Source organism: Exiguobacterium sp. PvP048 (genome assembly GCF_040549175.1).
Classification (GTDB): Bacteria; Bacillota; Bacilli; order Exiguobacteriales; family Exiguobacteriaceae; genus Exiguobacterium_A; species Exiguobacterium_A artemiae.
The window spans coordinates 460,795-480,335 of record NZ_JBEPSU010000002.1; the positions used below are offsets into that span (position 1 = coordinate 460,795).

The following is a 19,541-nucleotide window of genomic DNA, read 5'->3' on the forward strand; positions in this document are numbered from 1 at the left end:
AGAAGCGGGAGGAATCAAGACATGGAGACATTCTCAAAAGAGGAGATGTTCAAACAAATTGCAGCTTGGGAAGAGGGGGCGAAAGTCGAAGAGGTCCTCGCCTTACGTTATGCCCAAAGCAGCCGACTATTACAGGAAACGGAAGCGTTAGTCCGGATTTTAGCTTTACTCGTCGAACACCGTTACATCATGACCGGACGAATCGATGCCCTGGCCGAAAGCTGGATGCAGGAAATCCGTCAACACGACCGGCTGCCGGAGCGGCTCGAACAGTTGCTGATCGAACAGCAGCTCCAGAGCAGTTACCAATTGCTCGTCGCCAACACTTTTCCGACGATCCGCGAGACGGACAATGCCAATGCGAAACGGTCAGCGACAAAGGAACTGATCCAACAAGCGGGGCAAATCCTGCACGAGACGGAACAGGTCGTCGAACAGACGGAACGGTTGCGCCGGCTGGATGCTGCGCGCTGGTCGGAATTGTTTGAAGCCGGAAAAGCCTTATTGTTGTCGAGTGCGACGCTTGAGCAGATTGCGACGGAATTTCTCGACAGTCTGCAGGAACGGTTTTATTCGCGTGATGCCTTCCGGGAGATGACGGAACTGAAAGCGACGGCACTGCAAGATTTACGCCGGGTTGTTGCGTTACTTCCGGCAGAAATCAAACAGGTCGAACGGTCGGCGCTCGAGGAACTCGATGCGATGATCGGACTGGAAGACATTAAGTTGCGTGTCCATCAGATGTATCGGTTCTTGAAGTATCAGCAAAAACGGACGTCGGACGGGTACCGCTCGAGCGATCAACCATCCCTCCACATGATCTTCATGGGGAATCCAGGGACCGGTAAAACGACGCTTGCCCGGTTGATGGCGAAAATCTATCACGAACTCGGTCTGCTGGAGCGGCCGGAAGTCGTCGAGACGGACCGCTCGTCGCTCGTCGGAGCGTTTGTCGGTCAAACGGAAGAACAGGTCATGAGTAAAGTCCGGGAAGCGGTCGGAGGTGTCCTGTTCATCGACGAGGCCTACGCCTTAAAACGGGCCGGTCAAAGCGGCAATGATTACGGCCAAGCCGCAATCGATACGCTTGTCGCTGCGATGACGAGCGGCGAATACGCCGGTCGGTTTGCCGTCGTGCTAGCCGGTTATCCGGAAGAAATGCGTGATTTTCTGAAAGCGAATCCCGGTTTGCGGAGCCGTTTCCCGGAATCGAATCATTACCTGCTTGCGGACTATACGGATACGGAACTGCTTGAAATCGGCCGTTCGATTGCGACCGTCAACGATTATGTCCTGACGGAGCAGGCGGAGCGGGCATTGCTGTCCCGGCTCGAACGGGAACGGGTCGACGCGAGTTTCGGGAACGGACGCGCCGTCCGCAATATCGTCCTCGATGCCATCTTCAAAAAAGGGGCGAGTCTCGGGGAAAGTGCCAGTCACGAAGATTTTGCGCTGCTCGAACAAGCAGATTTTGAACTTGTCGCTTCAGACGATAATACGGTCGAAGAACGACTCGAACAGCTTGTCGGATTACAGCCGCTGAAAGCGGAAATTAAACAGATCCAAGCCCTGTTGTCGATGCAGAAGCGCCGCCAGGAGGCAGGCTTTAAAGTCCTGCCGGTCGAACTGCATGCCGTCTTCAGCGGGAACAGCGGAACCGGAAAAACGACGGTCGCAGCTCTCTATGCGGATGTTCTCCGTCAATGCGGTTACTTGAAGCGGGGCCACTTAAAAGTCGTCAGCCGGGCTGATCTCGTGTCCGGATATGTCGGACAAACGGCCCAACAGACGCGGGACGTGATCCGGGATGCGCTCGGCGGCGTCTTGTTCATCGACGAAGCCTATGCGCTGAACGGCGGCGCCAACGACTTTGGCAAGGAAGCGATCGATACGCTGGTCGATGAGATGACGAAACATGCCGATAATCTCGTCGTTGTCCTCGCCGGTTACGAACAGCCGATGCAGGCCTTGCTTGCCAGCAATCCCGGACTGAAGTCGCGTTTTAAACGGGAGTTCCATTTCCCGAACTATGCGAAGGAGGAACTGATTGAGATCATCATCAATTATGCCGCCCAGTACGGGTATCAATTGACGGATGAAGCGAAACAGACGCTTGAGCAGATGATTGAAACGGTTCCGAACGGCAATGCCCGTGCCGCGATTACGATCGTCGAACGGGCCATTGCGAAGCAATCCGTCCGATTAATTGACAAACTTAGCTTAACCGGTTCAGAATGGTCCTATCTTGAAAAAGAGGATTTTTAAGGGGGAAGCTACATGTACACGATTGAAATACCAGTCCGTTACGCTGAAACCGATATGATGGGCATCGTCTATCATTCGAATTATCTCGTTTATTTTGAGATTGCACGGACGGAACTGATCAAGTCACTCGGACTTGATTACAAGGAAATGGAAGAAGCCGGATATGTCTCGCCGGTCACGAATGTGAATCTCGATTACAAACGGTCATTGACGTACGGTGACGTAGCACAGGTGTCCGTCTGGGTTGATCATTATGACGGTCTGCGGACGATTTACGGCTATGAAGTCAAGAATGCCGACGGTCAACTGGCGGTCGCAGGAAAAACGTCGCATGTCGTCGTCAAAAAAGAAAACTTCCGTCCGATCCGTTTACCAAAAGTCTTTCCGAACTGGCACGCGATTTACGAACAAATGCGTACCGAGGATGCTGCACTCATCTCAAATTAAGCCTCCGCCCTCAGCAGGATTTCTTGCGTGAGGGCTTTTCTAATCAGTCGATTAGAGGTAACATAGAATAGCACCAAGGAAGCGGGGAATTAAAAATGAAAAAAATCGTAGCAGTCAGCACATTGGCGCTCCTCCTTGCAGGATGTAACCCTGGGGATCAGGAAGCGCAAGACAACTCAAAAACCGAACAGGCGAATAAAAGCGCAGACGAAAAGGCCACTTCAGATTCTGAAAAAAGTGATGCCGAAGTAGCGAAAGAAAAAGAAGCAAAAGAAGCGGCAGAAGCGAAAAAAGAAGCCGACGCGAAAGCGGAAGCTGAGAAAAAAGCAGAAGAACAGGCAGCGGCCGATCAAAAAGCAGCTGAAGAGAAAGCGGCCGAAGAGAAAGCAGCTGCCGATAAAGCAGCTGAAGAGAAAACGACGGAAGAGAAGTCATCGGACGAATCTTCGACAGAAGACAAATCGGCCGATAAAAAAGACGATGGGAAAACCGATTCCGCTCAGGATCCGGAACCGGCCAAACCGTCGAAACCGGAGTCCGAAACACCGGACGTCGATAAATCGAATACAAAAGCCGATCTGTCACTGGGTGAGTTAGTCGTCGTCAACAAAAAGTACAGCTTGCCGATCGATTACAAACCGTCGGATTTAGTCGTGCCAAATGTCAGCTTCTCGTATTCAGGCGTTCTCGAACAAAGTTACATGCGGGCACCGGCAGCGAAGCAAATGGAAAAAATGTTTGCTGATGCGAAAGCCGATGGTGTGACACTGAACGCTGTCAGCGGATTCCGTTCAGGTTCACGTCAGACGGTTCTCTACAACAACTACGTCGCCCGTGACGGAAAAGCGGCAGCCGATCAATATTCGGCCCGTCCTGGTCACAGTGAGCACCAGACCGGACTTGTGTTCGATATCTCGGCACCAAGTGTCGGGAATGGATTGACGGCAGAACTCGGAGATACAAAAGAAGGAAAATGGATTGCGAACAACGCAGCGAAGTATGGATTCATCGTCCGGTACGACCGTGGGTTCCAGTCGCGGACTGGGTACACGTATGAGCCATGGCACATCCGGTATGTTGGTGTCGGTCCAGCCACACAAATTAAAAATAATGGGCAGACTCTCGAAGAATATATGAAGGTCGGTCACTAATACGTTGGAGGTTGACCATGATTGAAATCATCGGGATTTTAATTTTAGGCTATTTACTCGGCTCGATTCCGTTTGCTCTGCTTGTCGGAAAATGGGGACACGGCATTGATATTCGGCAGCACGGCAGCGGGAATCTCGGGACGACGAACACGTTCCGGGTCCTAGGAAAAAAAGCGGGGATCATCGTCTTGATTGGTGATCTCGGCAAAGGGGCAGTCGCCAGTCTTGTGCCGATTCTGCTTGCTTCCGAACTGCATCCGCTGTTTGCGGGTCTAGCGGCCGTCGTCGGACACATTTATCCGGTCTTTGCCAGGTTCAAAGGCGGAAAGGCCGTCGCGACGTCCGGCGGGATGCTGCTCGTGACGAGCCCGATTCTGTTCCTGGTGCTGTTGATTTCCTTTTTGACGACGTTACGACTGAGCCGGATGGTTTCACTCAGCTCAATCGTCTCAGCAAGCATCGGTATCGTGGCTGCCATCACGATCGGTATCGTCGAGCAGGACTGGATCGTCCCGACGTTCTTTACGATTCTTGCGCTGTTCGTCATCTTTAAACACCGTGAAAATATCAGCCGGATCCGTCAAGGGACGGAATCAAAGATTGGTATGTTTGCGAAAGATAAAAAAGACACCGATTGATTTCAACCGGATGCTGTTGTTCTTCTGTAAAGGAAGGACAGGAGGATCCGTTTTTTTTTGTGAATATCTTGTTAATCTGAAAAATAAACGAATTCAACAACATTTCATAGGAATTACACGTTTTTTTACACCGGATTTACAAGACCTTTACAGACGTTCGCTACACTAGAAGTAGTACTTGTCTGTGAAGGGAGTAGTTCATGTGTCGTTATTAGGAGAGGAACGAAAATCACAAATCATGCAATGGCTCGAAGAAGAAGGAAAAGTCATGACGAAGGATTTGATTGACCGTCTGGATGTCTCCGGGGAGACTGTCCGGCGTTATCTCGAGGAACTCGAGCGGGAACGACAACTGAAGCGGGTTTACGGGGGAGCAATCTACCAAGGCGGCAAACAAGAATCGCCGATTTCAAGACGGACCGATCAATTGTCCCGTCGGCTGGCGCGTTATGCGAAAGGTTGGCTGGCGGACTACTCCTGCATCTTTTTAGGCAAAGGGGAGCCGGTCGAACATCTGTTACCGTACTTGAGCGGCAGCGCAACGATTGTCACGAACTCGTTGTCGATTGCCAGTCATCTCGAACAGTGCCGGGAAACGGGACCGTTCCACGGCGAAATACGATTACTCGGCGGAACCGTCGATTCATATGGACAGACGGTTGGGGTCGAAGTCTTGCAGGCGCTTGATGCCTATGCGTTTGACGCGTCTTTTTTGACGTTCGACGGAGCCGAGATCGAGCGGGGATTCGTCAGTGATGACATCGAGTCGTCGTTGATTCAAAAAGCCATCATCGGTCGGACAAAGGATGTCTATGCCTTTTTGGCGTGTGACGAATTCGAGGGCAACCGGAAATATAAGGTCGCGGAATTCCGCCGCGCTAAAATCGTTCTCAGTCCCTCGACCTATCCGCCTTCTTGGGAGATGAAGCTGTTTAATGAACGGGTGAATTGGACCGTCGTCTCATGATACACTAGGGCGGGAGGGATGTATCATGTTAGAAATCATTGCAGCAACAGTAGAAGAAGCAACAGCCGCCGAGCGGGCGGGAGCCGACCGGCTGGAACTCGTCTCGGCCTTATCAGAAGGCGGATTGACGCCGAGTTACGGATTGATCCGGCAGGTCTTGTCTTCGGTCGAGATTCCGGTCCACGTCCTCGTGCGACCGCACAGTAAATCGTTTGTCTATTCGAAAGCCGATCAGGAAACGATCATCACGGACATTGATTTGATTCGGGAACTCGGAGCAGCCGGAATCGTCGTCGGTTCATTGACGGCAGACGGACGTGTTGATGAAGGATTCCTCGGACGGATTATTAAACATAAAGGCGACTTGTCGCTAACGTTCCACAGGGCGATCGACAGCAGTCGGGACATCCTGGAAGCTGCGGAAGTCCTGGCTGATTTTCCGGAAGTCGACCGGATTTTGACGTCCGGGGCACAACCGACGGCACTGGAAGGTCAGGCTGTCATCGCCGAACTAATCGAACAGCACCCTGACCTGATTGTCTTGCCGGGTTCCGGTATCACAGTCGAGCGGGCGGAAGAATTACTTAATGCAACGAACGCAACCGAGTTACATGTCGGATCCGCTGTCCTCGTCGACGGTCAAGTCGATCCGGAGAAGGTCAAAGCGTTAAAACAATTGCTGGCACGTTAATCAAAGTTATTCGTTGGCGTAACAGTTAACCTTATGAGAAAAGAGGGCAGATTTGAATCTGTTCCTCTTTTTTTATTTTGGAGAAACCACTTCATTCACGAGACTCCTACAGGAAAAAGCGCAATTTCCATTGCGCTGTCAGAGACAAACAAGACCCGCTTCCCTGGCCATAAGAGCAGGGAAACTGGCTTGTGTCTCGCCTGAGGAAAGCGAGTGAAGAAAAAGTGGTTTCGGTTGCGTCGCTTTTTAAAGAAGAGAATGAAATCCAATTATTACAGCTGTCCAAAAATCGTCACATCTTCAGCCTTGTGAGGGGATGATTGCTATTTTTTCAAAGCAGACTACGGTACACTAAAACAGGAATGTTGAAAGATAAAGGAGTTCATTATGACAAATTTACAGTACAAACAGGCAGCACTTGCGACGTTAAAAGGGAAGTGGCTGACAGCGCTCAGCATCTCGATCATCTATTTCGTCATCTTTGCGCTGGCTGCCAGCCGGATGTCGTTTGACCAGGATAATCTCGACAGTATGTTACGGTTCGTCGCCTTGAACATCGTCGTGACGATTGTGCTGTCACCCGTCACGCTTGGACGGACAATTGCCTACTTACGATTCGTCCGCGGAGAATCAGCCGGTATCGGGACGTTATTTGAAGGGTTTGCGTCGATCCGTTTCTACCTGAAGACGATGGCAGCCTATACACTGGTAACGTTACTCGTTTACATCGGTTCTTTTTTGATCCTCCCGGCAATCTACTTTTATCTGATGTACCGATTGGTGCCGTTTTTATTGGTCGACCGACCGGATCTGTCGTTTATCCAGGTCCTTGGTGAAAGCCGCCGGATGATGCATGGACATAAATGGCGCCTTGCGAAACTTTATCTCAGTTTCATCCTTTGGGGGATTCTTGCGCTGCTCAGTACCGTCGGAGTTGTTTTGCTGACACCGTATTTTGATACGACAATCGCGCACTTCTATGAACAATTAAAAAAAGAACAGCAGACAGCAACGCGTTCAGCATAAAAAAACGAGTCTGACTTCTCCCTGTGCGGAAGTCAGACTCGTTTTTGTCGTACTTTTAATGCGACGGTGTTTTCTCTTTTAACAACAGGTAGAGAGCCTGTGTACCGGATTCGGCATGACCGGATGCTGCCAGCTCGTCGTATAAATCTTTGACGAGTGCAAGTCCCGGTGTCGCAATCCCCATTTCCTCGGCCCGTTCGAGTGCCAGGTTCATGTCTTTGATGAAATGTTTGACGAAGAAGCCCGGCGAATAGTTTTCCGCGATGACACGCGGAATCAGGTTTTCAAGAGACCAGCTGCCGGCAGAGCCGCTTTTGATCGTCTCGACGAACTGTGTCGGATCGATTTCCGATTTCGTGACGAACAGCAACATCTCGGCTGTCCCGATCATCGATCCGGCAATCGCAATCTGATTGGCGAGTTTGGCCGATTGTCCTTGTCCCGGACCTCCGAAGCGGGCGATGGATTTCCCCATCGCATCAAATATCGGTTTGACCGTATTGAATGCGTCTTCGTCACCGCCTGCGAGAATCGCAAGCGTCCCGTTTTTCGCTCCGAGATCGCCGCCCGTGACCGGTGCATCAAGAGCAGTGATGCCGTTTTGAGCAGCCTGCTCGGCAATCCGGATCGCGAGCGCCGGACTCGATGTCGTCATGTCGATGACGATTGTCCCCGGTTGAGCGGAGGCTAAAATCCCGTCGTCCGCCAAGTAAATCTGTTCGACGTCTTGCGGATAGCCGACGATCGAGATGACGACGTCGGCATCCGAGACAGCTTCCTGAATCGTATCGACGATGATGGCCCCGTCCTGTTCGAGCGGCAAGCCTTTTTCTTTCGTCCGGTTGTAGCCTTTGACGGAAAAACCGGCTTTTAACAAGTTGCGGACCATGCCTTGTCCCATGACGCCGAGTCCGATGAAACCAATTGTTTTTGTCATGTATTACTCCCCCTGGTCGTTTCGGTTTGACCGATGAATTGTTGCGTTACGAGTTTATTGTACAAAACATTTGTCTCAACGAGGGTATCATGTGTCCCGATGCCGGAAACACGTCCCTGTTCGAGGACGACGATTTGATCGGCGTGACGGACCGTCGCTAAGCGATGGGCAATGACGAATGTCGTCCGTCCTTCCATCAGGCGTTCGAGCGCTTCCTGGACGACCCGTTCCGATTCCGAGTCAAGGCTCGAAGTTGCTTCGTCGAGCAATAACAATTCCGGATCCCGCAGGAGGGCGCGGGCAATCGCAATCCGTTGCCGTTGACCGCCGGACAGTTTAACACCGCGTTCGCCGATTTCCGTGTCATATCCGAGCGTAAATGAAGAAATGAATTCATCGGCATTCGCCATCTCGGCGGCGTCGCGGATTTGTTGTTCCGTGACATCTTGCGTCAAGCCGTATAACAGATTGTCGCGGATTGTTCCCGACAAGACGGGTGAGTCCTGGGCGACATAACCGATCGCATTACGCCAGCTGGCCAGTTCAAACTGATCAATTGCATGCGGACCGAGCTCGATTTGACCGTTCGTCGGCAGATAAAAGCGTTCGAGCAGAGCGAACAAGGTCGATTTACCGGAGCCGCTCGGACCGACGATTGCCGTCGTTTGACCACGCGGCAGGGAGAAGGTGACGTCGTGCAACAGTGTCGTGTCGTCATAGCCGAACGACAAATGATTAAAGTGAACGGCTGCGAACGGACGCTTAACCTGTCGGGTCCCGTCCTGTTCCGGTCGTTCTTCGAGCAGTTCGGAAATCCGTTCCGTTGCCCCGCGTGCTTTTTGTAATTTCGAGACGAACTCGGTCATCGTCACGAGTGGTGTCATGATTTGAAACAGGTATAACGAAAAGGCGACGAGTTCACCCGCCGTAATCTGATTCGTCGAGACGCGGTAAGCACCGAAACTGATGATGACGATTAACATCGAGGTCAGGGCGACGTTGAAAACGGGCAGTAAGATGGCCTGAATCTTCCCTTCTTTGACGCCAAAGCCAAACAGATGTTCAATCCGGGTTTTTCCGCGTTCCATTTCATAGGTTTCTGTCGCCTGTGATTTGACCAAGCGGACTTCGCCGAGCATTTCTGCAAAAAATCCCGATAAGCCGGCGAGCTCTTTTTGCGTCTCCCGTGAAATCTGATGCAGTTTCCGAACGAGCGGAATGATGATCAATAATGTCAACGGGACGGCGATGACCATGACTAGCGTCATTTGCCAGTCGAGGAAAAATAAAATCGTAATCGCACCGACAATCGAGACGATTGAGGTCAACAGACGAACGAGTTGCTCCGATAATAATTGTTGTAAGGTCGTCGCATCGTTGTTGAGACGTGAGACGAGTTCGCCTGACTTCGTTTCGTCATAGAACGGAATGGGTAAAGCTAGCAAGTGTTTCCACAACATCGTCCGCAAGTTGGCGACGATCCGTTGCCCGGCGACTTGCAGCCAGTAGATGGAAAAAGCATTGCTGATCATCTGGACGATGAAGACCGTGATGAAGAGGGCGACCAAGCCCGGTGTGACCTGATCGATGGAGAAGTTGTCGATCAGGGATTTCAAAAACCAGGGAATCATCAAAGCAGCGAGTGCCTGAATGATTGAAACCGTCACGGCAGCTGACAGCAGTCCGACCGGTGGTTCGCTTTTCTTCAGTAAGGATAAAAATGAGGTAAATGTTGCAGGTTTCAATTCGGCACATCCTTTCCTTTCTATTGTCGGTTCTATGGCAGTTACGGTCAACTTCGAGTGCTGGACTTGACAGTGATTCCGGTCGTCACGGACACTTAATGAAAGCGAAGTAACAGAAGGAGTGACGTGACATGAAAATATGGATCGATGCAGACGGCTGTCCGGTCGTCGATTTGACGATTCGATTGAGCAAAGGATACGAGGTTTTTTTAGTCTGTGATACAGCACATCAGTTTAACCGGGAAGGGGCGACGACGATTACGATTGGTCAAGGAGCGGACGCCGTCGACTTTGCCATCGTCAACCGGATGGCGCCGGGAGACATCGTCGTAACCCAGGATTACGGTCTGGCTGCCCTCGCCCTCGCACGCAATGGACGAGCCGTTGATCAGAATGGTCGGATTTTTACAAACGAAAACATAGATTTTCTTCTACATACACGACATGTCGGTCAAGAAATCCGGCGGGCAGGTGGACGGACGAAGGGACCCAAAAAACGGACGCGGCAGGAAGATGTTGCATTCGAACAGGCATTTAAACGTTTATTAGCGGAAACGACCGCGCGTTCTTAAGTCAAATACGAGACGAAAAATTAAAATCTCGTGTTATAATTTTAAACATGAATGCATGAATCGGAAGGAGGAAGCCCATTGAAAAAAATCGTACGATATCGTCCGGAAAAGAAGACGAGACCGTATCGTCTGAAGACCAGTCCATTTCCCGTCAAGACGTTACAGACGACCGACCGTCAACGGATCGGTCAACTGACACAGGACTTGGCGGAAGTGGAACATAAATTGAAACACCGCAACGAAATCATGGAAGCATTGGCAACCCAAAGCGTCGAGTCAGCGTGTGAGACATTACTCGTTAAGTTGCTGAAACTCATCAATCTTGAGGCGGGGGCCATCCTGTTATATCGCCGTGAACAATTGAGTCACCTTGTGACGCAAGGGGTGGAAGACATTGAATTGATCGAAAAAGATTTGGATCAATATTCTGTGTTACGCCGTGCTTTTGTCATGCGAAAATCGGTTCAGCTCCCTGTAGCAGAGATGATGTATGAATCGGCGATTCCTGTCCAGTCACCAAGCAATGGCGGTGTCGTCGGTGTCATCTATCTCAAACATCCATTCGAGCAGTTCAACTTGGAACAGGTCGGGGATATTTTGGATTTGTCACGCAAACTCGGAATGACGCTGGAACGTCACCTGTTGTTCCATCAAATGGAGCATGAAAAAATCAAAACGTACCAATTACTCGATTCGATTCGGGAAGCGGTCTTATATATCGAAAGCAGCGGGGAACAGATTTATGCCAATCAGGCATTGTTGAACATGTTCCCGCCAAAGCTCGTCAGTCAATCTCAAGGCTTCCGCCATGCGTACGAACGGGCGACTTCCTTATTCGAACACGTCGATCAGCCCGATGCGCTGCATGACTATATCGGTCAATTAATGAACGGGGAGATTCCCGGAGAGACGATTGAACTATCGGCTTTTCGTGGGAATCTGTTGCTGAGTGCCTATGCCGAACGAATCGCCATCGCCAATGTCGAGTGGGGAATGATGCTCGTCTTGCGGGATGTCACGAAAGAAAAAGAACTGGATTTGAAACAGTCGGAGTTCGTCTCGATTGTTTCGCATGAATTAAGAACACCGCTCTCGTCGATTATGGGCTTTACGGAACTGTTGATGCGTCGTTCACTCGATGGTCCGCGTCAAAAAAAATACCTCGAGACGATCCATTCCGAGACCGTTCGTCTGGCAGAGCTGATTGATGATATTTTAGAAATCCAAAAAGGTGAGGATGTCTCACAAGGCATCGTCAAAAAACGGTTGGACCTTAAACGATTGGTATATGAGATGCGACCGATGTTCGAGCTTGCGAGCAGTAAACACCGGATTCGGGTCCTGTTTGAAGCGGGCGATTATCAGATGACGGCGAGCGAAGAGAAGATGAAACAGCTCTTCACGAACTTGATCATGAATGCTATCAAATATTCACCGGACGGAGGAACGATTCAAGTCCGGGGTCACATGAAGGGATCACAGATGGTCTTGACGATTGAAGATGAAGGAATCGGAATTCCGGAAAAAGCACTCCCGTTTGTATTTGATAAATTTTACCGGGCTGATAACTCGGACACGCGGAAAATTGGCGGAACCGGTCTTGGTTTAGCGATTTGCCGGATGATTGTCATGGATCACGGCGGGTCGATTGCCGTGCAGTCAGAAGAAGGAAAAGGCAGTACGTTTACGCTTCAATTTTCGACTGAAATGACAGAGGACTAACGAAGAAAGGAGGGACGGACCGTGGATAACTCGCAGATGCGATATGAAGCCTTACACCCGCTTGTCGAAGATATCTTAAATCAATTGAGTGAAAAAATCGGCGTCAATACACTGTTTTTCGCATTAAATGACTCAAACAGTAACTTTATCGTCAAGGCGATCAATCAGGGAAAGGAACTGATTGAAGAGGGAACGACACACATCTTCCAACATGTCCTCTGTAAACTCGTCATCGATGAAACAGACGGTAAGATTCAAATCAATGAATTATTGGCGAATCCGATGACAAGTCATCATCCGGTCACCCAAACACTGGGAAACGGCAGTTTTCTTGGTGTCGCGATTAAAAATGCCAACAACGAAAAAATCGGGACGTTGTGTGCTTTTGATGATCAACCGTACGAATTCAGTAAAAGCGAATTAGAGATGATTGAAAATTACGCGAACATCATCAGTAAATCAATCAGCGTCGAGACCTATGTGATCAAAGATGCATTGACAGATGTCTATAACGAACGATACATGAACCGATTGATTTCGAGTGTCTTGAGCCAGCCGACCTTTTTGATGGTCCTCAATCTCGATAACTTTCATGCGATCAATGCGAAGTACGGATACCGGATTGGAAATCAGGTGCTTCAGGAAATTGCGTCACGCTTAAAATATGTCTCGATTCCGGAACACGTCGTCGGACGGATGGAGGGGAACGAGTTCATTGTTCTTGCCCCTCTGGAACAAGCGGATTTTACGGATCAAGGCCGGACATTCGCTGAATCCATCATTCAGGCGATTGAGGAGCCGATTAAAAATCTTGCGGACGAACCGATTCGTTTGACGGCTTCGTCAGGTGTCAGTCTGTTAACGGGCGACCACATGAACCGCCAGACACAGGTCTATGCAGCAGAAGCCCTGATGCAACAGGTCAAACTGGACGGAAAAGCGGGTATTTCATTTGTCGATCAGCAACGCGAGGTCGAACAACATCCGTTTAACCGTGTATTGGAACAGGAATTGGAGCAAGCGTTAGAGCGCGGGCAGTTCGAATTGTATTACCAACGGATTTTTAACGCCAAACTGGGCCAGACGGTTGCCGTCGAAGCACTGCTTCGCTGGAATCATCCGGTACTCGGATTCGTCAGCCCGGCCGATTTCATTCCGATTGCGGAACGGACAGGGAAGTTTAGTCAAATCGGTCACTTTACGATTGCCCAGGCGATCTCGGACAGTCTCCGGCTGGAGACAGAATTGGGGCGTCCCGTGATAATTTCGATTAATCTCTCCGCCAGTCAATTCAAATCGGATGCGATGCTTGCCGATCTGTTAGAGTTCGCAAACGGTGCGTCGTTCAAGAAAGAGCGGATTGTGCTTGAAATCCGGGAAGAAGTTTTGCAAATCGGGAAACGGAAAGTCATCGAACGTCTGGAAATGTTACGCCGGGCAGGTTATCGTCTGAGTGTCGATCATTTCGGGAGTCATTATGCTTCACTCAATTCCTTACTCCGTTTACCGGTCCAATCGGTTAAGCTGGATCCGATCTTTACACGGCGTCTCGTTCAAAACCAGCTCGAACAGTCGATGGTCCAGTCCGTGTATTCGTTGACACAGGCACTTGGAATTTCGCTTGTCATTCAGGAAGTCGAAACAAGTGCTCAGTTCCAGCACATCGTTGCGGTGGGAAATCCACTGTATGTACAAGGACATTATCTGCATCATCCGCAACCAATCACGAACTTGATTGCCGATTTTGCAAAGATCACGCATACCCAGGATGTTTAACCGTCTCTCGTAAGGGAATACTTTAATCATCATGATTCAAGGGGGATGTTACTATGTCAGAGCAACACGAAAAAGAAACGGATCCGATTACATCGGGCAATCGTATGACGAACGACGATATCGCAGGTCGTGATCAATCCGATACAGCAGCACAAAATGAGTCGGATTCAAAATCCGAGCACCACGAAAAAGAGCCGCAGTCCGACAATCAAGACAAGAAGTCAGCGGATTCGGAATCAACAGATCAACCGGATTCTGAACCATCATCTGACGAAGCACCTGATTTGTCTCACGAAGCTGATGAAGACGGCGATGTGACACCGTCTGATGCAGACGATCAACAAAAATAATCGGGCACTTGTGCCGGCTTTTATACAAATGGGTCTGACTTAAAAGTCACTCTCTACAAAGATCAGGGTGGCGGAATGATAATCTGCCACCCTGATCTCGTAAAAAAAGAATCACTCGCTTCACGCAAGTCCTACAGGAAAAAGCGCATTTTTGCGCTGTCAGAGACAAACAAGACCAGATTTCCTGCCTAAATGAGGCAGGGAAACTGGATTGTGTCTCGCCTGAGGAAAGGGCGTGAAAGAACGAGTGATTCTTTTTTGAGTCCGCCCCATTTTGTTTTTTTAGAAAATCTTATACGGAAACAGGCAGTGGATGAGCGAGTTCAATCGCCACCGCCGCCGCCACCATCGCCACCGTCAAATCCGCCGTCCGCCATTCCGCCGTCTGTCGCATGGGACGTATCCGTCAAGTCGACCGGGAACAGGAAAACGGGGATGAAATCAGTCGAATTCGTCCAGTCAGCCGGGCTGTACGGAGTAAACAATTGGTGCAACGTCGGATGATCCGCAAGATAGAGCCGGACCGCCGTCAGGAAAATTAAATCCTTCCGGTATTTGAAGTGGGGGTTTTGCCGCAAACGGTCTGATATCTGTTCAAGTGCCGCGCGATGTACTTCCGGTTGACCGAGTAGCGCAAGCAACGCATGAAACGACAGTGGAATCCCGTGTTTGCGGTAAGCGTTCCGGGACTGGACGAGCTGATTAAGATAAAGGTGGTGGTCCTCGTCCGGTAATAAGGCAAATAAGAGTGCCGTGACATACGTTTGCTGAGACCGCCCGAATCGCTTTTTCAACATGTCATACAGCGCTTCGATCTGATCATGGATTGTTGATAACTCGCCCCGGTGTAAACTGTTTAAAAACAGAAACGAGATCAGCAGGGGCGAGACGATGAACCGGTGTGAGGTTTTGCAAAGGCGGTATAACGAGACGGTCCGCTCAAGTTGGACATCCGTCGGCTGTAAACGGCTGATCAATAAAGCGGTCGAATAAGCATTGAGCGGATGGACGAGCCGGTGTGTTGCAAAAAAACTATAAATCGACATCATCGGGGCAATCCGTTCAGCCGGTTCTGCATCATAAGCCTGAATTTTTGAAGCAAGCAACAACGCTTGTGTCTGATGGGAGCGGAGATGCTCTTCCAAAAACCGAGCCGTCTTCTCCAACTCCGGAAAAGGTGCGGGATGTCGGCCGACGACAGCATCAAAAGCAAGTTCGATTAAAACACCATCCTGGTAAGTGACGAAATAATGTCCTGTTTCATCTAAACGTTGTAAAAAACGTTGTTCGAGTTCCATCTCCTGCACCTCATCCTTTTTTCCCTATTTTACCATGACACATAAAAGAAAGACGGTTACTTTTCTAATCGGTCAATCAATCGTTCAGCTGCCCGGCGGTACAAGTTGCTCATATGGGCGAGCGATAAAATCAGTTGTAACTGTTCGAGATGATCCAAGTCATCCGTCGGAGGCTGCTGCTCCTCGAACAAGGTCTGATTGACCGCTGTCGCATCGAGATACGTTTGATAAAAGTCTTCCAAATCAATTGTTTGTTCCGTAACACCGGTATTCAAGTCCGTCAAAATCGTTTTGATGTCATTGATTGAAAACGTTCCTTTCAGTTGATAAATCAGGCTGATCAGGATCAAATGATTTTTTGTATACTTTTTGTTTGTGACCGGGAAAAACAGTTTTTTCTTGGCATAATTGTTAATCATCGTTTTCGTTAAGATGGTTTCGCCTTCCGTCCGCGTCGTCTCCTGAAAGGTCCGTTCGAACAACTGGATGACCTGATCCATGTAGAGGTCGATGTTCGGGATATCCGTTAATTCCAACTGGCGGTCGAACGATGGTGTCGGTTGATCTGGCTGTGTCATGAAAATACCTCCAAAAAAAATAGTGCGGAATGGCTTCCTATTTCTCTAGTGTATGATAGAATGTTCATATAACGCCATGTAGTATTAAAAACTACATAACAACGGAGGGAAATTATGAAAACGTATATGAGAGAACCCATCAATGGTCTGACACATCTGGGTGGAGCTGTTTTGGCTTTCGTCGGACTGCTCGCACTGGTCATCAAAGCAGCACTGGAGCGGGGAGCCGGACTAGCGATTGTCGCGGCAATTATCTTTGGTGTCAGCATGATTGCCTTATATGCTGTCTCGGCGACGTATCATATGGTACTGGCCAGTGACCGGGCGATTGCGACGTGGAGACGTCTCGATCATTCGATGATTTATCTGCTGATTGCCGGGTCCTACGCCCCGTTTTGCCTGATCAGTCTGAACGGACCGACCGGTTGGGTCCTGTTCAGCATCGTCATGCTGATTGCTGTCTTTGGGATCACCTTTAAGCTCGTCTGGTTCAACAGTCCGCGCTGGTTGTCGACGACGCTTTACATCGGAATGGGATGGATCATGGTCTTTGCGATCACACCGCTCGCAGCAGTCCTGTCGCCGGTCGGAATCGGTCTATTGTTCCTCGGTGGAATTTTCTACACGATCGGCGGTATCATCTATGGATTAAAGCCGCGTGCTCTTTCGTTCAAGCACCTCGGTTTTCACGAGATTTTCCATGTGTTCGTCCTGCTCGGCAGCTTGGCACATTTCCTCTGTGTCTACTTCTTTGTCATTTAATGAGTGTAACCAAACATCCTTTCTTTAGCGGAAGGATGTTTTTTGTTAGCAAAGTATTTCATTGGCAGGTTTCCCGGGAAGGGAAGCCGAAGGAAACGAAAGGACAGGATTAATTAAAGGAGGAAAAGTGATGTCGATTACGCAATCCCGCTGGCAGCTTGAAAAACTGTATTCGACTGAGGACGTGAAACAGACGATTGACAGGTTACGACAGGAACTGGATCAGCTTCAAACCGGCCAACCTCCGGTGTCTTTTTATTTGCCGCATCTTGAGCGAATCAAAAGCCACGTTGAAGAACTGAGTGATTTTGTGTATTGCCTGTACGCGGAAGATGTTTCGCGTCATGAAGTGGGAAGGCTGCTTGAGCAGACCGAGACGCTGCAAGCAAGTCTCCGGACAAGTGAAACGGTCTTTGAGGAACGGTTATCGAAGCTGTCTGAAGCAGAGTGGACAATTCTCCAATCTGAAACGCCGTCTTATTATCTGACAGAACGCCGTGCCATCATGGAACGGCGTCTATCGGCTGAGCAGGAACAAATGATTCAAGCACTGGCAATCGACGGTTTTTCCGGATGGGAACAGTTGTATGAACAGCGTTTGACCGGTTTACGGATTCCGCTTGATGAAGAAAAGGTCACAATCGGACACGCCCTGCATCAGGTTTTTCATGGGGCAACACGCAATTACCGGCAAGCGGCAGCGACAGCTTTCGCAAAGACGTGTGCTGCTGAACGAGAAGACTTTGCGATGATTTTGAACCGGATAGCCGGTTTTCGATTGCAAGTTTACACAAAACGCGGATGGGAGGATCCGTTAACGGAACTGTGTGAACAAAACCGGATGCAACGGACGACAATTGAAGCGATGCTTGCAGCGATAGATCAAAATCGTTCGCTGTTCCAGTCCTATTACGAACGGAAATTGCGTCTGGCACATGTCACGGAACCGGCATGGCATGATTTAGAGGCGAATACCTTTACCTCGCACGATCATGTTTCCTATGACGAGGCGCAATCGATCATTCTGCATCAATTTGACCGGTTGCATCCGCGATTAGCAGTCTTTACGAAAGAAGTATTTGAAAAAGGCTGGATTGATGCGGAAAACCGGCCGTCTAAAGCAGAAGGCGGCTTCTGTGCCTCGTTCCCGGTCGCTAAAGAAAGCCGGATCTTCATGACGTACCGCGAAGCGTATCCGGATGTCGTCACGCTTGCTCATGAACTGGGTCATGCTTATCATAATTCGCGGTTGCACGAGTTACCGTTTCTTGATCAGATAAAAGGAACGAGCAGTGCAGAGACGGCTTCGACATTCATGGAAAACCTGGTCCTTGACGCCGTCATCGAACAATCGGCGGGCGAAGAGAAACTGGCTATGCTGGAAATTAAAATCAGCGAAGGATTAAAATACGTCGCAACCATTCCGAACATGTTCCGGTTTGAACAACGTTTTTATTCGGAGCGACGGCAGGGGCCGGTTTCAAGCGACCGGATTACTGAACTGATGCGGGAGGAGGATGCCCGCTTTTACGGCGGTGTACTGGCGGAACCGGATCCATATAAATGGATTTTTGTCGGTCATTTCTATGATACGGAAAAGCCGTTCTACAATATTCCCTACACGGTCGGTTACTTGCTGAGCAATCACTTGTATACGGCGGTCAAGCAATCAAATGAGGCGTTCACCGGACAATTCGAACCGTTGTTACGCGCATCGGGACAGGCGACAATCGAAGAGCTGATTGAGCAGTATATAGACGGCGAACCGGGCTCAATCAGTTTTTGGCAACAGGCACTTGAACCGCTCCTGTCGGCGATTGAAATGTACTTACAAGAGACGGCCAGACTCGTCGATTGAAGTCGGAAGCAATCGGGAATAGATAACTAACGAAGGAGGGGTGCCGATGTATGAACAGGAGAAAACGATGCTGGCGGAAGCTGCCGTCAAGTATGTCAAGAACGGAATGGTGCTGGGTCTTGGGACAGGCTCGACGACGCGGAGTTTTATCGAGGTCTTAGGCAAATGGATCGAAGCCGGTGGACAGGTGCAAGGGGTAGCGACGTCAGATGAGACAGTGGAACAAGCCAACCGGTTGAACATTCCGCTTCTGTCACTTGAAGAAGCGACCCGGATTGATCTGATCATTGACGGAATCGATCAAATCGATCAGCAGTTCCGCGTTCTGAAGGGTGGCGGTGGTGCCTTGTTTCGGGAAAAAGTCGTCGCGCTGATGAGCCGGGAAGTGCTCTACTTAGCGGACGCCTCGAAGTTCGTCCATCACCTGACCGGCCCCTTACCGGTCGAAATCGATGCGTTTGCGAGACCGTATGTCGAACGTTTTTTGCAGGACAAACATGTCGACGCGGTATTGCGGGAACAGGACGGGAAACCGTTTGTGACGGACGGCGGACATCTGATTTTGGATGTCGACCTCAAGCAGGTCCAAGACGTCCATCATTTTGCCAAAGAACTGAAAAATTTGACCGGCGTGATTGAAACCGGTTATTTTGAGCGGCAACCGGACCATGTCCTGACAGTTGAACAAGGACAAGTCAAACGGCTGGCACATCCTGATTTACGCGATGGAGGCGGACTTGTCTAGTTCGTGTTTTAAA

The 19,541-nt window shown here is 49.8% G+C and carries 18 protein-coding genes; 14 read left to right on the forward strand and 4 right to left on the reverse strand.

Annotated features, from left to right (window positions below; genetic code table 11):
• The first annotated feature begins 21 nt into the window (after positions 1 to 21).
• From ABIC15_RS06790 to ABIC15_RS06820, 7 genes are all read left to right on the forward strand, one after another.
• On the forward strand, positions 22 to 2,265 hold the full coding sequence (locus ABIC15_RS06790; RefSeq protein ID WP_354020174.1) for an AAA family ATPase: 2,244 nt from the start codon (positions 22 to 24) through the stop codon (positions 2,263 to 2,265).
• 12 nt (positions 2,266 to 2,277) lie between these two features.
• Positions 2,278 to 2,712, forward strand: a complete 435-nt coding sequence (locus ABIC15_RS06795) for an acyl-CoA thioesterase (protein WP_012370047.1) — start codon at positions 2,278 to 2,280, stop codon at positions 2,710 to 2,712.
• Positions 2,713 to 2,807: 95 nt separating this feature from the next.
• A complete protein-coding gene (locus ABIC15_RS06800) occupies positions 2,808 to 3,863 on the forward strand; it encodes a M15 family metallopeptidase (RefSeq protein WP_354020175.1) in 1,056 nt (351 codons plus the stop codon).
• A 17-nt stretch (positions 3,864 to 3,880) separates the two neighbouring features.
• A complete protein-coding gene (plsY, locus tag ABIC15_RS06805; RefSeq protein ID WP_012370049.1) occupies positions 3,881 to 4,501 on the forward strand; it encodes a glycerol-3-phosphate 1-O-acyltransferase PlsY in 621 nt (206 codons plus the stop codon).
• Between the two features lie 202 nt (positions 4,502 to 4,703).
• Entirely contained in the window at positions 4,704 to 5,468 is a 765-nt protein-coding gene (locus ABIC15_RS06810; RefSeq protein WP_012370050.1) for a DeoR/GlpR family DNA-binding transcription regulator, read from the forward strand.
• A 25-nt stretch (positions 5,469 to 5,493) separates the two neighbouring features.
• Positions 5,494 to 6,159: a copper homeostasis protein CutC gene (locus ABIC15_RS06815; RefSeq protein ID WP_214765156.1), complete on the forward strand. Its 666-nt coding sequence runs from the start codon at positions 5,494 to 5,496 to the stop codon at positions 6,157 to 6,159.
• A gap of 387 nt (positions 6,160 to 6,546) precedes the next feature.
• Positions 6,547 to 7,185 (forward strand): DUF975 family protein, encoded by a 639-nt coding sequence (locus tag ABIC15_RS06820; RefSeq protein ID WP_214765123.1) that lies wholly within the window; start codon positions 6,547 to 6,549, stop codon positions 7,183 to 7,185.
• 55 nt (positions 7,186 to 7,240) lie between these two features.
• On the opposite strand, the gene ABIC15_RS06825 is transcribed toward ABIC15_RS06820, so the two are convergent.
• Positions 7,241 to 8,122, reverse strand: coding sequence for an NAD(P)-dependent oxidoreductase (locus tag ABIC15_RS06825; RefSeq protein ID WP_354020178.1), 882 nt, complete (start codon positions 8,120 to 8,122; stop codon positions 7,241 to 7,243).
• Positions 8,119 to 9,867 (reverse strand): ABC transporter ATP-binding protein, encoded by a 1,749-nt coding sequence (locus tag ABIC15_RS06830; protein ID WP_214848450.1) that lies wholly within the window; start codon positions 9,865 to 9,867, stop codon positions 8,119 to 8,121. The genes ABIC15_RS06825 and ABIC15_RS06830 overlap by 4 nt, the downstream gene beginning before the upstream one ends.
• 131 nt (positions 9,868 to 9,998) lie before the next feature.
• On the opposite strand from ABIC15_RS06830, the gene ABIC15_RS06835 reads away from it, so the two are divergent.
• The 4 genes from ABIC15_RS06835 (at position 9,999) to ABIC15_RS06850 (ending at position 14,287) form a co-directional block, all read left to right on the forward strand.
• Positions 9,999 to 10,439 (forward strand): YaiI/YqxD family protein, encoded by a 441-nt coding sequence (locus tag ABIC15_RS06835; protein ID WP_114596142.1) that lies wholly within the window; start codon positions 9,999 to 10,001, stop codon positions 10,437 to 10,439.
• Between the two features lie 78 nt (positions 10,440 to 10,517).
• A complete protein-coding gene (locus ABIC15_RS06840; protein ID WP_233494555.1) occupies positions 10,518 to 12,161 on the forward strand; it encodes a sensor histidine kinase in 1,644 nt (547 codons plus the stop codon).
• A gap of 21 nt (positions 12,162 to 12,182) precedes the next feature.
• Positions 12,183 to 13,937 (forward strand): putative bifunctional diguanylate cyclase/phosphodiesterase, encoded by a 1,755-nt coding sequence (locus tag ABIC15_RS06845; RefSeq protein WP_353048706.1) that lies wholly within the window; start codon positions 12,183 to 12,185, stop codon positions 13,935 to 13,937.
• A gap of 53 nt (positions 13,938 to 13,990) precedes the next feature.
• Positions 13,991 to 14,287, forward strand: coding sequence for a hypothetical protein (locus ABIC15_RS06850; RefSeq protein ID WP_114596141.1), 297 nt, complete (start codon positions 13,991 to 13,993; stop codon positions 14,285 to 14,287).
• A gap of 323 nt (positions 14,288 to 14,610) precedes the next feature.
• Here the strand turns inward: ABIC15_RS06850 and ABIC15_RS06855 are convergent, their stop codons facing one another.
• On the reverse strand, positions 14,611 to 15,585 hold the full coding sequence (locus ABIC15_RS06855; protein WP_214765117.1) for a DUF4003 family protein: 975 nt from the start codon (positions 15,583 to 15,585) through the stop codon (positions 14,611 to 14,613).
• A gap of 56 nt (positions 15,586 to 15,641) precedes the next feature.
• Positions 15,642 to 16,163 (reverse strand): DUF1836 domain-containing protein, encoded by a 522-nt coding sequence (locus tag ABIC15_RS06860; RefSeq protein ID WP_214765115.1) that lies wholly within the window; start codon positions 16,161 to 16,163, stop codon positions 15,642 to 15,644.
• 114 nt (positions 16,164 to 16,277) lie between these two features.
• Between ABIC15_RS06860 and trhA the strand changes: the two genes are divergently transcribed.
• The 3 genes from trhA (at position 16,278) to rpiA (ending at position 19,528) form a co-directional block, all read left to right on the forward strand.
• Positions 16,278 to 16,925 (forward strand): PAQR family membrane homeostasis protein TrhA, encoded by a 648-nt coding sequence (trhA, locus tag ABIC15_RS06865; RefSeq protein ID WP_214765112.1) that lies wholly within the window; start codon positions 16,278 to 16,280, stop codon positions 16,923 to 16,925.
• Between the two features lie 130 nt (positions 16,926 to 17,055).
• On the forward strand, positions 17,056 to 18,783 hold the full coding sequence (locus ABIC15_RS06870) for a M3 family oligoendopeptidase (protein ID WP_354020181.1): 1,728 nt from the start codon (positions 17,056 to 17,058) through the stop codon (positions 18,781 to 18,783).
• Between the two features lie 46 nt (positions 18,784 to 18,829).
• Positions 18,830 to 19,528, forward strand: a complete 699-nt coding sequence (rpiA, locus tag ABIC15_RS06875) for a ribose-5-phosphate isomerase RpiA (RefSeq protein WP_114596136.1) — start codon at positions 18,830 to 18,832, stop codon at positions 19,526 to 19,528.
• Positions 19,529 to 19,541: the final 13 nt, after the last annotated feature.